Annotated in this window: 13 protein-coding genes; 10 read left to right on the top strand and 3 right to left on the bottom strand. The window is 72.7% G+C overall.

Going from position 1 to position 15,101, the window contains the following annotated elements:
* Window positions 1–101: 101 nt before the first annotated feature.
* On the bottom strand, window positions 102–698 hold the full coding sequence (locus LL648_RS27785; protein ID WP_232665696.1) for a CDP-alcohol phosphatidyltransferase family protein: 597 nt from the start codon (window positions 696–698) through the stop codon (window positions 102–104).
* A gap of 48 nt (window positions 699–746) precedes the next feature.
* Between LL648_RS27785 and LL648_RS27790 the strand changes: the two genes are divergently transcribed.
* From LL648_RS27790 to LL648_RS27810, 5 genes are all read left to right on the top strand, one after another.
* Window positions 747–1,268: an OsmC family protein gene (locus LL648_RS27790; protein ID WP_232665697.1), complete on the top strand. Its 522-nt coding sequence runs from the start codon at window positions 747–749 to the stop codon at window positions 1,266–1,268.
* Window positions 1,265–2,854 carry an acetolactate synthase large subunit gene (locus LL648_RS27795; RefSeq protein ID WP_232665698.1) on the top strand — a complete coding sequence of 530 codons (1,590 nt, stop codon included), beginning with the start codon at window positions 1,265–1,267 and terminating at the stop codon, window positions 2,852–2,854. Before LL648_RS27790 ends, LL648_RS27795 begins: the two co-directional genes overlap by 4 nt.
* A gap of 299 nt (window positions 2,855–3,153) precedes the next feature.
* Window positions 3,154–4,062: an MEDS domain-containing protein gene (locus tag LL648_RS27800; protein WP_232665699.1), complete on the top strand. Its 909-nt coding sequence runs from the start codon at window positions 3,154–3,156 to the stop codon at window positions 4,060–4,062.
* A gap of 10 nt (window positions 4,063–4,072) precedes the next feature.
* Entirely contained in the window at window positions 4,073–5,026 is a 954-nt protein-coding gene (locus tag LL648_RS27805) for an ATP-binding protein (RefSeq protein WP_232665700.1), read from the top strand.
* Between the two features lie 165 nt (window positions 5,027–5,191).
* Window positions 5,192–6,055, top strand: a complete 864-nt coding sequence (locus tag LL648_RS27810) for an AfsR/SARP family transcriptional regulator (protein ID WP_232665701.1) — start codon at window positions 5,192–5,194, stop codon at window positions 6,053–6,055.
* Here LL648_RS27810 and LL648_RS27815 read toward each other — a convergent pair.
* Complete coding sequence (locus LL648_RS27815) at window positions 6,052–7,155, bottom strand: CdaR family transcriptional regulator (RefSeq protein ID WP_232665702.1); 1,104 nt, start codon at window positions 7,153–7,155, stop codon at window positions 6,052–6,054. The two genes, LL648_RS27810 and LL648_RS27815, sit on opposite strands and share 4 nt — an antisense overlap.
* Before the next feature lie 133 nt (window positions 7,156–7,288).
* Between LL648_RS27815 and LL648_RS27820 the strand changes: the two genes are divergently transcribed.
* Genes LL648_RS27820 through LL648_RS27825 form a run of 3 tightly spaced genes read left to right on the top strand, consistent with a single transcriptional unit; the run spans window position 7,289 to window position 10,087 of the window.
* Complete coding sequence (locus tag LL648_RS27820; RefSeq protein ID WP_232665703.1) at window positions 7,289–8,686, top strand: sodium:solute symporter family protein; 1,398 nt, start codon at window positions 7,289–7,291, stop codon at window positions 8,684–8,686.
* 1 nt (window position 8,687) lies between these two features.
* Window positions 8,688–8,822, top strand: a complete 135-nt coding sequence (locus LL648_RS44385; RefSeq protein WP_255686570.1) for a hypothetical protein — start codon at window positions 8,688–8,690, stop codon at window positions 8,820–8,822.
* The gene (locus LL648_RS27825; protein ID WP_232665704.1) at window positions 8,819–10,087 is read left to right on the top strand and encodes an NAD(P)/FAD-dependent oxidoreductase; all 1,269 of its coding nucleotides are present in this window, start codon (window positions 8,819–8,821) and stop codon (window positions 10,085–10,087) included. Before LL648_RS44385 ends, LL648_RS27825 begins: the two co-directional genes overlap by 4 nt.
* A gap of 120 nt (window positions 10,088–10,207) precedes the next feature.
* Here the strand turns inward: LL648_RS27825 and fgd are convergent, their stop codons facing one another.
* Window positions 10,208–11,212, bottom strand: coding sequence for a glucose-6-phosphate dehydrogenase (coenzyme-F420) (gene fgd, locus LL648_RS27830; protein WP_232665705.1), 1,005 nt, complete (start codon window positions 11,210–11,212; stop codon window positions 10,208–10,210).
* A 142-nt stretch (window positions 11,213–11,354) separates the two neighbouring features.
* On the opposite strand from fgd, the gene LL648_RS27835 reads away from it, so the two are divergent.
* Window positions 11,355–13,145 (top strand): ABC transporter ATP-binding protein, encoded by a 1,791-nt coding sequence (locus LL648_RS27835; protein WP_232665706.1) that lies wholly within the window; start codon window positions 11,355–11,357, stop codon window positions 13,143–13,145.
* Window positions 13,142–14,995 carry an ABC transporter ATP-binding protein gene (locus tag LL648_RS27840; RefSeq protein WP_232665707.1) on the top strand — a complete coding sequence of 618 codons (1,854 nt, stop codon included), beginning with the start codon at window positions 13,142–13,144 and terminating at the stop codon, window positions 14,993–14,995. Before LL648_RS27835 ends, LL648_RS27840 begins: the two co-directional genes overlap by 4 nt.
* Window positions 14,996–15,101 lie beyond the last annotated feature (106 nt).

Below are 15,101 nucleotides of genomic sequence, written 5' to 3' on the forward strand. Positions count from 1 at the left end.
CCCCGAAGTTCCCCACCGTTTTGGGTGGATGCGCACCTGTAGAGCGCGCATGTGCACAAAACGGTGGGGAACTTCGCAGGGTCCCGGACCTTTGCCGCGACCTACGGCAGAGGCGCCACGGGCTTGCGCAGCGCCAGGACGAACTGGGCGAAGTAGAGGCCGCCGGAGTAGAGGTACAGCGCTATCCCCCAGATGCCGAACGCGAGGCCGAGCGGGAGCGCGATCCCGGCCGCCCACCCCGTCGACTGTCCGAGCAGCAGCAGCGGGAACGCGTAGAGCAGCAGGAACGTCGCGGCCTTCCCGAGGTAGGTGACGACGAACGGGCCGTAGCCCCGGCGCCGGAGCACGGCGAGGCACGCGGCGAGCACGAGGTCGCGGGCGACGAGCGCGACGACCGCCCACCACGGGATGATCTCGCGCGCGCCGAGCGCGATCAGCGCGGAGAGGATGTAGAGGCGGTCGACGGCGGGATCGAGCAGCGCCCCGAGCCTGCTGTACTGGCCGAGCAGGCGGGCCAGCTTCCCGTCGAGCCAGTCGGTGACGCCGCCGACGGCGAGCACCACGATCGCCCACCCGTCCTCGCGGGCAACGAGCAGGAGCCACAGGAACAGCGGAACGCCGGCCAGCCGCAGCACGCTCAGCACGTTCGGGACGGTGAGGATGCGCCGGTCGCGCCCGTCGTCGGGTTGCGTCGACACGCCCGGGAGCGTAGCCGCAGGCCGCCGCCGAGGGGCACGATGCCGCCCATGGATGCTTCCGCGCTCAAGGACCGACTCAAGGCGCTGCAGGCGCCGTTGAAGGCGCGGTACCGCGACGATCCCGGTGCCGCGCTCGTGACGCTCACCGCCGACGGCGAGCTCGACGGCTCCGGCATCGCGTGCCGGGTGCGCACCGCCACTGCGCTCGCGGAGGCCGGGCTGCACCCGGCGACCGGCGGCGACGGGAGCCAGCTCTGCTCCGGCGACATGCTGCTGGAGGCGCTGGTCGCCTGCGCCGGGGTGACGCTGCGGGCGGTCGCGACGGCGCTGGGGCTGGACGTCTCGGGCAGCGTCCGCGCCGAGGGCGATCTCGACTTCCGCGGGACACTCGGCGTCGACAAGGAGGCACCGGTCGGCTTCCGCGACATCCGGCTCACGTTCGACCTGCGCACGGATGCGTCCGCCGACGAGGTGGCGACGCTGCTGAAGCTGACCGAGCGCTACTGCGTGGTGCTGCAGACGCTGGTGTCCTCGCCGACCACCTCGGTGTCGGTGTCGGTGTCGGCATGAACGGCGCCCAGGCGCTGCTGCGGGCACTGCTCGCCGGCGGCGTGGACGTCTGCTTCGCCAACCCCGGCACGTCGGAGATGCATTTCGTCGCGGCGCTCGACGACGTGCCGCGGATGCGCGGCGTACTGGCGCTGTTCGAGGGGGTCGCCACCGGCGCCGCCGACGGGTACGCCCGCATGGCCGGCCGCCCGGCCGCGACGCTCCTGCACCTCGGGCCGGGCCTCGGCAACGGGCTCGCCAACCTGCACAACGCGCGCCGCGCCGGCACCCCGCTGGTGAACGTCGTCGGCGACCACGCGACGGACCACGTGAAGTACGACGCGCCGCTGCAGTCCGACATCGCGGCGGTCGCGGGCTCGGTGTCGGGGTGGCTGCGGCACAGCACCTCGGCCCGCGACGTGGCGGCCGATGCCGCCGCGGCCGTGGCGGCGGCCCGCGCGGGCACGATCGCCACCCTCGTGCTGCCCGCGGACGTCAGCTGGGACGAGATCGACGGAGACGAGGTCGAAGGGGTCGAGCACTCCGATCCTCCGGTCGTCGAGGTGCGGCAGACCCGTCCTGCCGACCCCTCGGCCGTCGAGGCCGCAGCCGCCGCGCTCACCTCCGGCGAGCCGTGCGTGCTGCTGGTCGGCGGCGACGCCACCCGGGCAGCAGGTCTGGCCGCCGCGAACAGGATCGCCGCAGCGACCGGCGCGAAGCTGCTCGCCGAGACGTTCCCCGCTCGGCTGGAGCGCGGCGCCGGCGTCGCGCCGGTCGACCGGCTCGGCTACCTCGCCGCGGCGGCCGTCCACCAGCTGGGCGCCGCGCGGCACGTCGTGCTGGTCGGGGCGCGCTCCCCGGTGACGTTCTTCGCCTACCCCGGCAAACCCGGCGACCTGGTGCCCGACGGCGCCGCCGTGCACGAGGTGGTGGCGAAGGAGGACGCGCGCGACGGCGTGGCGACCGCCGCACTCGAGGAGCTCGCCGAGCTGCTCGCCCCCGGGACCACGGCGACACCCGCCGCGCTCGCCCGCCCGGCCCTCCCGAGCGGCCCGCTCACGGCGGAGACGGCGGCCGCCGTGATCGGCGCGCTGCTGCCGGAAGGCGCGATCGTCGTCGACGAGTCGGTGACGTCGGGGCTCGGGCTGCCCGGCGCCACGGCGGGCGCGCCGCAGCACGACGTGCTGACGCTGACCGGCGGCGCGATCGGCTACGGCCTCCCCGCGGCGACCGGCGCGGCTGTGGCCTGCCCCGACCGGCCCGTTTGGTGCCTGCAGGCCGACGGCAGCGCGATGTACACGATCTCGGCATTGTGGACGCACGCGCGCGAAGGCCTCGACATCACGACCGTCATCTACAACAACAGCGCCTACGCCATCCTGCGGATGGAACTGCAGCAGGTGGGCGCCGCCTCGGCCCGCGAGCGCGCCCGCGCGCTGTTCGACCTCGGTGGCCCGCAGCTCGACTTCGTCGCCATCGCGAAGGGCATGGGCGTGCCCGCGGTGCGGGCCGACACCGCCGAGGGGTTCGCCGAGGCGTTGCGGCGCGCTGCCGCGGAGCCCGGCCCGCATCTGGTCGAGGCGATGGTGCCGCCGCTCGTCCCGTGAATCATCAACATCAACGGTACGTGCAGGTGCACGTACCGTCCGTGGTCGACGCGACCATGCCGTTCGTCGCGCGTCAGCGGTCGCTCGGCGCGTCGCACCCCTCGTGAACCGGGAGTAACCCCTTCAGGCGGACGTACAGTATCTCCAAGGTAACGCTGTGTCGATCATCGGTGGGGTCGATCAACGGTGGGCGCGAACATCGGGGTGCGCCCTTCGCGACCGCTCGGTGACGGCCACTGGCGGTCCGCCATACCGCCAGCCGCGGCCGCCGATCGGGAGCCGGGTCCATGGAGAGCGTGATGACGAGAACGGTCGAGGACATGACGTCCGTCGACCACGCTTGCGCCGTCCCGGTCAGCGACGAGCAGCTCTGGGAGATGACCGCGGCCTTCGTCGCCGGCGGCCTCGCCGCGGGTGAGCAGGTGCTCTACTTCGACGACGGCACCGCGACCGACGTGCTGGCCCGCCTCGCCGACGACCGCGTCCCCGTCGAGCGGCCGATGGCGCAGGGGCAGCTCGCGATCGTGCCGCCCGACACCACGCGTACGGCGCTGCGCAGCCCCGTCCCGCAGGTGAAGCAGATAGTCGGCACCGCGATCGACGGCGCGCTGCAGAAGGGGTTCCCGGCCGTCCGGCTCACCGGGCAGCTCAGCTACGCGCTGCAACGCGCCGGCGGGGTCTCGCTGCGCGAGTACGACGACGCCATCGACGAGGTCATCCGCGACCGCCCCGCGCGCGTGCTGTGCTTCTACGACCGGCGCCGCTTCCCCGACGAGGCGATCGACGAGCTGCGCGCCCAGCACCACACCGAGGTCGCGGTCCCCGCGATCTACGACGACAACCTGCTGCGGATCACCAGCGACCGCACCGGATCCGCGCGGCTGGCCGGCGAGATCGACCACAGCAACCGCCCCCGGATCCGCCGGCTGCTCGACACGACGCTCGACCAGGCGCTGCGCTCGCACTCCGCGCCCAGCGACATCACGCTCGACCTGTCGTCGCTGCGGTTCCTCGACGTCGCGGGCGCGGTGAGCCTCGTGCACGCGGCGGAGGAGTTCCCGAGCACCCACCGGCTCGTACTGCTCGGCGTGCGGCCGCGGGTGGCGAGGGTGCTGGATCGGTGCGGTGCGCCGTTCGCAGCCCAGCTCGTCCTCAATCAGCCGGAGACCCGGACGACCCACGACGGCGCCCACGCCGCGGCAGGGTGAGGCAGCAGCGGTGAAGGTCGAGAACACCCGCAGGGCCGAGGCCGTCCGGCTGCGCCACGCCGCGGCCTTCTACGGGTCGAACGAACAGCTGCTGCAGATGATGCTGCCGATCGTCAGCGGCGGCCTCGCGCGCGGCGAACCGGTGGCCGTCGCGGTCCGACCGTCCACCGAGGAATCGCTGTACGCCGCGATCGGCGACCCGGCGGGGCTCATCGTCCTGGCGCAGCCGGAGGGCACCGACATCGAATCGGGGCAGAGCGTCGCCGCGAACCGGGCCCGTGAGCTGCGCGAGCTCACAGCAACGGCCGGGCCGGCCACCGTGGTCAGCGAGCACTGGAGCGTTCTGGACGGCGCCGACGGCAGCTTCTGGACCGAGCTGGACGCCGCTGTCAACGTCGCGCTCTCCGACCTCCCGATCGAGCTCACGTGCTTCTTCCCGGAGATTCCACTCCATCAGGCGATATTGGACGGTGCAGCGCGTAACCATCCGCTGCTGCTCTCAGGCGGCGAGCTGCGGCACAACCCGTCGTTCCGCAACCCGCGCGACGTGCTCGCGGAGCGGCCCGCTCCGGCACCGGTCCTGCTCGGCGCCCCCGACCTGCGGCTGACGTTCGGCGCGTGGCAGCTCAACGAGGTCCGCGAGGCCGTCGAACACGCCCTGACGAGCGCGGACTACGGCGCGGGCCGCGCCGAGGACGTCGTGCTCGCGGTCAACGAGGTAGCCACGAACGCCGTCGAGCACGGCGGGGGCGAGGCCATGATCTGCGTCTGGCTGGGCAACGACGGGTTCACCTGCGAGATCCACGACCGCGGCGCGCTGGGCGACCCGCTGCCCGGGCTGCAGGCCCCGCACCCGTCCGAGCCCCGCGGAAGGGGTGTCTGGATCGCCCGGCAGCTGTGCGACACCCTCCACGTGTGGGCGGACGGAACAGGCACCCACGTGCGAATGCGTGCCGCACGGTGAGTATGATGCGCACGGAACGTCACCCGGACGGCGGCATTGTCGCTGGAACTGTGACGCACATGCCCCTTGGCAAGCCGCCTCACACGGAGAACACTTCTCCGCGGACTCGGCGCCAGGAGGCTGCAGGCGAGTCAACTACGGGCACGACCGATACTTGGGACAATCATGTCTGACGATCAGCGACGATCCTCCGCGAACCACCGCGGATCGGGCCTTCGCGTCACGGTCCTCGGTTCGTTCACCCTGACCGTGGACGGCAGCGCCGTCCCGCTGGGGGTCGACTCCCGGCGTCTCGTCGCATACCTGGCGGTGCACCCCCGTCCGCAGCAGCGTGCAGCGCTCGCTGCCGACCTCTGGCCCGGTGTGCCCGCCGCCGCCGCGGTGCGGCTGCTCGACGAAGCAGTCACGGCCGTCGCCGTACCCGGGCTGCTCGACGAGGCCGGCAACGACTCCCCCATCGCGCTCGCCCCGGCCGTCGAGGTCGACCTCGCGCAGGCGATGCGTCTCATCAGGACGCTGCCGGAGACCCCGGCCGTCGAGCCCACCGACACCTCCCTCCTCGACGCCGACATCCTCCCCGGCTGGACGGCCGCCTGGATCGCGATCGAGCGCGAGCGCTTCCGCCAGCTGCGCCTGCACGCGATGGAGGAGCGCAGCCTCCGCCTCGCCGCCGCCGCCCGGTTCGACGACGCCGTCGCCATGGCCAAGCGCGCTGTGCACGCCGCACCGAGCCGGGAGAGCGCCCGCAGGGCCCTCATCGAGGCCTACCTCGCGCACGGCGACATCGCGGCCGCCGTCGCCGAGTACGACGAGTACCAGGAGCTCCTGCGGTCCAGCGTGGGCGGGCCCACCACCACCGGGCTCGACGGGCTGCTCCCGCCCTCGCCCGTGTGGCCCGTCCTGCGTGCCCGCAGCCCGATGCCGCGCTCGGCAGTGCAGCTGCCGGGCATCCGCGCGGTCCGCGGCGGCTACGGCGGCGGCCGCAGGCTCGTCGCCGGCGGTTCGATCCCGGGCAACCACGCCCGCTAGCTCGGCTGCTCCATCAAACACGCCACGTAGAGGGCGAGCGCCTGCTTGCGGTCGCGCAGATCGCTGCCGGTGAGGCGTTCGATCTTCGCGAGCCGGTAGACGAGCGTGTTGCGGTGCACGTGCAGCGCCTCGGCGGCGCGGACGAGGTGGAAGCCCTGCTCCGCCCAGCACAGCGCGGTGGCGCGCAGCTCGGCCCAATCGGGCCGCTGCGGTAGCGGGCCGAGCACCGCATCGCCGAACCGGCGCCGGGCCCGCACGCCCACCGTCGCGAGCAGCTGATGCATGCGGTGGTCCCCGATCCGCGCGACCGCGCACCCGCCGGCCGCGAGCCGCAGCGCGCTCGTGGCGTCGGCGATCGAGTCGCGCAGGCCCAACACGTCGCCGGCGGGGTCGCCGACGCCCACGGTGTCGCCCGCGCCGTGCTGGAGCACCCCGGCGACGCGGTCGACCGCGGCGCGGACCGCCGTCACCTCGTCCGTCCGCGGCAGCCGGTGCAGCACGGCCACCTGCGAGCTGCCGAGCGCGCCCACGACGTCCTGCGGGTCGTGCAGCGCCTCACGGACCGCTCGGAGCACCGCAGGCACCCGGCTGGTCTCGATCACCAGCGCGACCCGGCGCAGCCGCAGGTCGTGGCCCAGCTCGTGGGCGGCCGACTCGACCTGCCGCGCCGGGACGATCTCGGGGTCGTGGTGGGCGATCTCGCGCAGCAGGTCGGTGACGGCCTTCTCCCTGACCAGCCTCGTCGTGAGCAGCGACGACTCGCGCAGCAGCAGCTCCGTCTGGCTGCGCACCACGAGCCCGAACCGGCGCACCGCCGACGGCGCACCGGTGAGCCCGACGGTGCCGACGACCGCACCGTCGAGCCGGATCGGAAGCGTGATGCCGTGGCGCACCCCGGACAACCGTCGCGCCTGCTCGCCGCTATGCGTCGCGGCGCGCTCGGTCCGCACGACCTCGACCGACGCCTCGTGGAAGGTGCCGACCCGCGACGGGTCGCCATTGCCCAGCACGATCCCGGCCCGGTCGGTGATCATGACGTTGAACCCGATGATCGCGCTGGTCTCGCTGGCGATCTCCTGGGCGAGTGATGGTGTGAGCACGAGCACCTCTCCTATACGAGACGTACAGTCTGGCGCCGGTCGGAGCCGTTGTCTCCTGGACGGTCCGACCGATGACCGTCCGCGGGTGCTGTCCCTAGCGTGAGCCACCTCACTCCTGGGCTCGGAGGTCGCGATGACCGTTCTCGACTGGGTACTGCTCGGCGGCTACTTCGTCCTGCTGGCCGTGATCGGCGTGCAGACGATCCGCCGCGTGCAGAACTCCGACGACTTCGCCGTCGCCGGCAACCGGATCATCTGGCCGGTGTTCTTCGGCAGCCTCGCCGCGTCGTTCCTGGGCGGCGGCGCCTCGCTGGGCGTCGCCGGCAGGACGTTCAGCGACGGGTACGTCTACATGTTCGCGTTCTTCGGCTACGCCGTGAGCTTCCTGCTGATCGGCCTGTTCGTCGCGCCGCGGCTGAAGCGCTACCTCGGCGCGCACACCGTCGGCGACGTCATGGAAGAGCACTACGGGCGGGCAGCACGGCTGCTCACCGGCGTGCTGTCGATCCTGCTCTGCGCCGGCATCCTCGGCGCGCAGGCGCTGGCCATCGGCACCGTGGTCAACGCGACGCTGCAGCTCCCGGCCACCCCGTCGATCATCATCGGGATGGGCGTCGTGGTGCTCTACTCGTCGTTCGGCGGTGCCTGGGCGGTCATCCAGACCGACATGCTGCAGTTCGTCTTCCTCGGTGTGTTCATCCCGGTGACCCTCGTGCTCGCGCTGGGCGAGGTGGGTGGGCCGGCGGCACTCATCGCGGCGCTGCCCGAGGCGCACCTGAGCTTCGGCGGCGGGTACGGAGCGGCCGTGTTCATCGGGCTGTTCGTCTCGTTCCTGCTCGGCGAGACGCTGGTGCCGCCCTACGCGCAGCGCACGTTCTCCACACCGGACTGTCGGCACGCGCGCATCGGGTTCGCGCTCTCCGGCGGGTTCGCATTCCTGTTCTACTTCATCGCCGCTTCGATCGGGCTCGTCGCGCTGGTGATGTTCCCGAACATCCCGCCGGACCAGGCGATGCCGACGGTGGTGATGCAGCTGCTCCCGGCCGGGCTGATCGGGCTCGTCGTCGCGGCGCTGTTGGCCGTCGTGATGTCGACGGCGAGCAGCTACCTCAACTCGATCGCGGTGGTCTTCGTCAAGGACATCTACCAGCCGTTCGTCAACCCGACCGTCTCGGCGACGAAGCGGCTCTGGCTTGAGCGCGGGCTGTCGCTCGGGGTCGGCGTGGTCGCGACCGTGTTCGCGCTCTCGGTGCCCTCGATCGTCGACGCGCTGCTCTACTCGTACACGTTCTGGGCGCCGACGATCGTGATCCCGCTGCTCGTCGCGGTGCTGTTCGGATCGCGGGCGAAGGCGGCCGCGCTCAGCTCGATCGCGGCCGGGATCGTCGTCACCGCCGCTTGGATGATCTTCCTTCAGGAGCCGACCGGGCTGGACGGGCTCGTCGTCGGCGCCGCCGCGAACCTCGTCGTGTTCTTCGTGGTCGCTTCACTCACCCGCTCGTCCCGCCGCGCCGTCGCCTCGGAGGCCTGACATGCTCGCCGTGCTGCTCTACGCCGTCCCCGTGATCGTCATCGCCGCCACGCTCGTGACGGGCTGGCTGGGGCTGCGCTTCTACATCGACGAGGTCGTCAAGGCGCCCGCCGACGAAGCCCCGGAGCGTCCATGACGGCCGGGTCGATCACGGGCGGGTCGGTCACAGTTGTCGGCGGCGGGATCATCGGCCTGTGTTCTGCCTTCCACCTGGCCGAGGCCGGGCTGCGGGTGACCGTCGTGGAACGCGGCACGGTCGGCGGCGGGGCGTCGCGCGGGAACGCCGGCGAGATCTGCCCCGACCTGGTCGCGCCGCTGCCGGCACCGGGTGTGATCGGGCCGGCGCTGCGCGGGCTGCCGCGGCCCGACAGCGCGCTCTACGTGCGGCCCGGCCTCGACGTCGAGCTGGCCCGGTTCCTGCTGAGGTTCGCCCGCAACACGACTAGGCGCCGGCACGCGGCCGGGACGCGGGCGCTCGCGGCGCTCGCCCGCGACACGTTCACGCTCTTCGACGAACTGGCGGCGGCGGGTGCCGACGGGGACGCGGACGCGTCGGGCTTCCTCTTCGCCCACGCGTCGCCCGAGAGCGCGCGGGCCGCGTTGCGCGAGCACCGCGCGCTCGGCGCTCCGGTCGACGGCGGGCTGCTCCAGGGTGCCGACCTCGCCGCCGCCGAACCCGCGCTCGGCCCGGCCGCCCGCGCCGGGTACGTGATCCGCGAGCAACGCAGCATCGACCCGTCGCTGTTCGTCGACCGGCTCGCCGCCACCGTGCGCGCGCGGGGCGTCGAGATCGTCGAAGGGGCCCGCGTGACGGCCGTGACCGAGGACGGCACGCGCGTGCGGGTGCGGACCGTCGTCGGTGATCTCGACGCCGACCACGCCGTCATCGCCGCGGGAATCTGGTCGCGCGAGCTCTGCCGGCAGCTCGGGGTCGGCATCGGCGTCGTGGCCGGCAAGGGGTACAGCTTCTCGGTCGGTGCGGATGCGCTCCCGCGCCGTGTCGTGCACCTCGGGGACGCCCGGGTCGTGTTCACGCCGATGGGCAAGCGCCTGCGGGTCGCCGGGACGATGGAGTTCGGGTCGGGTGCCGAGGAGTTCCACGCCCGCCGGGTGGCCGCGATCGTCGCCGCCGCCCGCGGCTACCTGCCCGACGCCGACTGGGCCGGCCGGCAGGACGAGTGGGTCGGCGCGCGGGTCATGACCCCCGACGGGCTGCCGCTGATCGGCCCCGTGCCCGGGCGCCACCGCATCCTGCTGGCGTCGGGGCACAACATGCTCGGCCTGATGCTCGCGCCCGCCACCGGACGGCTCGTCGCGGGATTGGTGACGGGCACCGCCGACCCGGTGGTGGCGGCGCCCCTGGCGCCGGGCCGCCTCGCCCGCCGCGTCCGGCCGCGGTAGGCGGGACGCGGGCCGACGCGGCGCGGCGGGGTGCCTGCGCGGACGTCAGGAAAGCCACTTTCATGCAACGTGGTTGCATGAAAGTGGCTTTCCTGACCCTGGCGTGTGGTGGCGTCAGGCTCAGCCCAGGGCGCGCAGCTTCGGGACGACGTCCTCGGTGAACTGGGTGAGGAAGCGTTCCTGGTCGTTGCCGGGGCCGTGGAAGACGAGGTGGTTGAGCCCGGCGTCGACGTAGGGCTTGATCTGCGCGACGGCCTCGTCGGGGTCGGAGGCGACGATCCAGCGCTTCGTGACCTGCTCGATCGGCAGCTCGTCGGCGAGGCGCTCCATCTCGATCGCGGAGCTCACCGAGTGCTTCTGCTCCGGGGTGAGCGACAGCGGCGCCCAGAACCGGGTGTTCTCGCGGGCCAGCTCGGGGTCACGGTCGTACGAGAGCTTGATCTCGATCATGTGGTCGACCTTCGCCGGGTCCCGGCCGGCCGCGGCCGCACCTTCGCTCACGGCGGGGATCAGCTTGTCGGTGTAGAGCTCCATGCCCTTGCCCGACGTGCAGATGAAGCCCTCACCGGCGCGGCCGGCGTACTTCGCGACGACGGGGCCGCCGGCCGCGACGTAGACCGGGATCGGCTCCTCGGGCACGTCGTAGATGGTCGCACCGACGGTCTTGTAGTACTCGCCGTCGAAGTCGACCTCACCGCCCGCCCACAGCTGGCGCATGAGCTGCACCGACTCACGCAGCCGCGCGAAGCGCTCCTTGAACTCCGGCCATTCCCGTCCGGAGACGGCGATCTCGTTGAGCGCCTCGCCCGTGCCGACGCCGAGGATCACCCTGCCCGGGTACAGCAGCCCCATCGTGGCGAACGCCTGCGCGATCACCGCCGGGTTGTACCGGAAGGTCGGGGTCAGCACCGACGTGCCGAGCTGGATCCGCGAGGTCCGCTCCCCCACCGCGGTCAGCCAGGACAGCGCGAACGGCGCGTGGCCGCCCTCGTGCCGCCACGGCAGGAAGTGGTCCGACACGGTCGCGCTGTCGAGCCCCAGCTCCTCGGCGCGCACCCCGTACTCCACCAGCTGCCGCGGCCCGAACTGCTCCGCCGACGCCTTGTACCCGATTCGCAACGCCACGCCTCTGCCTTCCCGTGTTCCGGACCACTGCCACCGCAACTTGACCTGCACCCGGGTTCAGCTCGCACAGTGCCTGTGTGCGCACTCCGACGGCCAAACTCGAATGCGGTGGACGGCCCGATTTCCTACCGTGGGTCAAGCCATGAGCAACCCTGATCATTCCACCGACGGCGGTCACGTCACCCTCGCGACCCTCCGTCGGCTGCGCCAGTACGTCGCTCCGCACCGCTATGCACTGGTGGGGAGCGGCCTTGCCGCGCTCGTGGCGACTTTGGCCGGCCTGGCCGTCCCGCTCGTCACCCGCGCGATCATCGACGGCCCGATCGCGCGCGGCGACCTCTCGTCGCTGCCGTGGCTGGTGCTTGGCGTGCTCGCGTTCGGGCTTGTGGAAGCCGGGTTGATCTTCCTGCGCCGGATGCTCGTCGCGCGCCCGGCCAACCGCATCGAAGCGGCGATGCGCGCCGACCTGTTCGCGCACCTGCAGCGGCTGCCGGTGTCCTTCCACGACGGGTGGGCGTCGGGGCAGCTGCTCTCGCGCGCGACGACCGACCTGTCGACGATCCGGTTGTTCGTCGCGTTCTCCGGGATCTTCCTGATCGTCAACGGGCTCACGATGATCATCGGGATCCTGGTGCTGGCCTGGCTCTCGCTGTGGCTGGGTGCGATCGTGGCGGTCGCGGCGGTCCCGCTGATCGCGATCACGCTCGTGCTGGAGCGCCGCTACACGGTCGCGGCGCGGCGGGCGCAGGACCAGCAGGGCGACCTCGCGACGGTCGTCGAGGAGTCGGCGCTGGGCATCAGGGTGCTCAAGTCGCTCGGCCGCGGCCGCCTGCTCACGAGGCGGTTCGCCGAGGACGCCCGCGGGCTGCGCGGCACGGAGCTGCTGAAGATCCGCCTGCTCGCGGCGCTGTGGACGGTGCTCGTGATGATCCCGGAGGCCGCGATCGCCACGGTGCTGGGTATCGGCGCCTACGGGGTCGCGCAGGGCACGGTCACGATCGGCACGCTCGTCGCGGCCGTCACCGTGCTGACCTATCTGTACTGGCCGATCGCGTCGTTGGGCTGGCTGCTGGCCGAGGCGAGCAACGCGGCGGCGGCGACCACCCGCTACTGGGAGGTCCGCGACATCGTCCCGGCGATCACCGATCCCGAACGGCCGGCGGCGCTCGCGTCGCCGGTGCGCGGTGAGCTGGTCCTGCGCGACGTCCGTTTCGCCTACCCGGGCGGTGATCGGGAGGTCCTTCGAGGGGTGGACCTCACCGTGCGGCCCGGGGAGACGATGGCGCTGGTCGGCGCCACGGGCTCGGGCAAGACCACGCTCACCGCGCTCGTCCCCCGCCTCTACGACGTCACCGGCGGCGAGGTGCTGCTCGACGGCGTCGACGTGCGCACGCTGCGGCTCGCCGAGCTGCGCACGGCCGTCGCCACGGCGTTCGAGGACCCGGTGCTGATCTCGGCGAGCGTGCGCGAGAACGTCGCGCTCGGCCTGCCGGACGCTCCCGACGAGGACGTCTGGGAGGCGCTGCGGGTCGCGAGCGCCGACGGGTTCGTCGCGGCGTTGCCCTGGGGCCTCGACACGCGCATCGGGGAGCAGGGCATGTCGCTCTCCGGCGGGCAGCGCCAGCGCCTCGCGCTGGCCCGTGCCGTGCTCGGGCACCCGCCCGTGCTCGTGCTGGACGACCCGCTCTCCGCGCTCGACGTGCACACGGAGGCCGAGGTCGAGGCGGCGCTGCGGCGCGTGCTGGGCAACGTCACCGCGCTGGTCGTCGCACACCGGCCGTCGACGGTGCAGCTGGCCGACCGCGTCGCGATGCTGCGCGACGGGCGCATCGCGGCCGTCGGCGAGCACCGCGAACTGCTGGCCACCAATCCGGACTACCGGGCCTTGCTGGCCAGCCTCGAAACCGATCAGCGGGAGGGGGTGGACGCATGAGCACCGAAGCCGACACCGACGGGTGGCTGGGCAGGTCTGAGACCGATGAACCCGGCGGGGAGTCAGACACCGACGTCACCCGTTCCGCCGGCCTGGCGCTGCAGCGCAGGGCGCGGGCGCTGGTCGGCGAGCTGATCCGCCCGCACAAGCGCGCCGTCGCGCTGGCGTTGCTGCTGCTGGTGCTGGAGAACGCCGTGATGCTGGCCGGGCCGCTGCTGGTCGCGACCGCGATCGACGTCGGTGTGCCGGCCGCACTCGACGGGCGGCTGGCGCCGCTGGCCTGGTCGATCGCGGGTTACGCCGCCACGGGCATCGTCGGTGCCGGCCTGCGCGCTGCGTTCCTCGTGCTCTCCGGGCGGGTCGGCCAGGACATCCTGCTCACGCTGCGCGAGCGCGTGTTCGCCCACGGGCAGCGGCTCTCGCTCGACTTCCACGAGTCCTACACGTCCGGGCGCCTCATCTCGCGCCTGACCAGCGACATCGACTCGCTGAGCGACCTGCTCGAGAAGGGCCTCGACGGGTTCCTCGGCGCGCTTCTGTCGGTGGCCGGCATCTCGGTGCTGCTGGTGTGGCTCGACCCGATGCTGGCCGGGATCGTGCTGGCCGGGTTCCTGCCCCTGCTGCTGCTCACCCGCTGGTTCCAGCGCCGGTCGCGCCGCAGCTACCGCCGCACCCGCACCACCGTGGCCAGGCTGATCGTGCACTTCGTGGAGTCGATGAACGGCATCCGCGCGGTGCAGGCCTACCGCCGCGAGCGGCGCAACGAGCAGATCATGGGCTCGCTCAGCGGCGCGTACCGCGACGCCAACGCCGACGCGTTCATCACCGTCGCGCGGTACGTCGGCGCCCTGCGCGGCGTCGGCAACCTCACGCTCGCCGTGGTGCTGCTGGTCGGCGGCATCCGGGTGATCGACGGCTCGCTCGCGCTCGGCGCCCTCACGGCGTTCCTGCTGTACCTGCGCCGGTTCTACGACCCGCTCGACGAGCTCGCGCAGTTCTTCAACTCCTACCAGTCGGCCGCTGCGGCGCTGGAGAAGATCGCTTCGGTGCTGGACACGGCGCCCGACGTCGCGGAACCGGCGGCGCCGGTCGCGCTGCCGGCGCCGGTGCGCGGCGAGCTGCGGTTCGACGAGGTGCGCTTCGCCTACCGGCGGGCCGCCGACCGCACCGTGCTGCCGCAGTTCACGCTGCACGTGCCGGCCGGGCAGACGATCGCGCTGGTCGGCGCCACCGGCGCGGGCAAGTCGACGCTCGCGAAGCTCGCCGCCCGGTTCTACGACCCGACGGAGGGCTCGGTGCGGCTCGACGGGGTCGACCTGCGCGACGTCGCCGATGCCGAGCTGCGTTCCGCGCTGGTGATGATCACGCAGGAGGCGTTCCTGTTCTCCGGGTCCGTTGCCGAGAACATCGCCATGGGCCGGCCGGATGCCTCCCGCGACGAGGTCGTGGCCGCGGCCGAGGCTGTCGGGGCGCGCGGGTTCGTGGAGGCGCTGCCGGCGGGGTTCGACACCGACGTGCGCAAGCGCGGCGGGCGGCTCTCGGCAGGTCAGCGCCAGCTGGTCTCGCTCGCGCGGGTGGTGCTGGCCGACCCGGCCGTCGTCCTGCTGGACGAGGCGACGTCATCACTGGACGTGCCCTCGGAGCGGGCGGTGCAGGCCGCGCTGGAGACGGTGCTGGCCGGCCGCACGGCGCTGATCATCGCCCATCGCCTCTCCACGGTGCTGATCGCCGACCGCGTGCTCGTGATGTCGGAGGGCCGGATCGTGCAGGACGGCAGCCCGTCGGCGCTGCTCGCCGGCGGCGGCGACTTCGCCGAGCTGCACGCGGCGTGGCGCGCGTCGCTTGCGTGACCCGAAGGCAGAAATACGCCTGACGTTCAAGGTTTCGCTGTTGCGCTGACCGGGTGAACAGACCGGTCTGTGATCTTACCGTATGAGACCGGTTGGTCTATGCAGG

Origin of the sequence: Pseudonocardia sp. TRM90224 (assembly GCF_021245725.1) — a bacterium.
In the GTDB taxonomy this organism is placed as follows: Bacteria; Actinomycetota; Actinomycetes; order Mycobacteriales; family Pseudonocardiaceae; genus Pseudonocardia.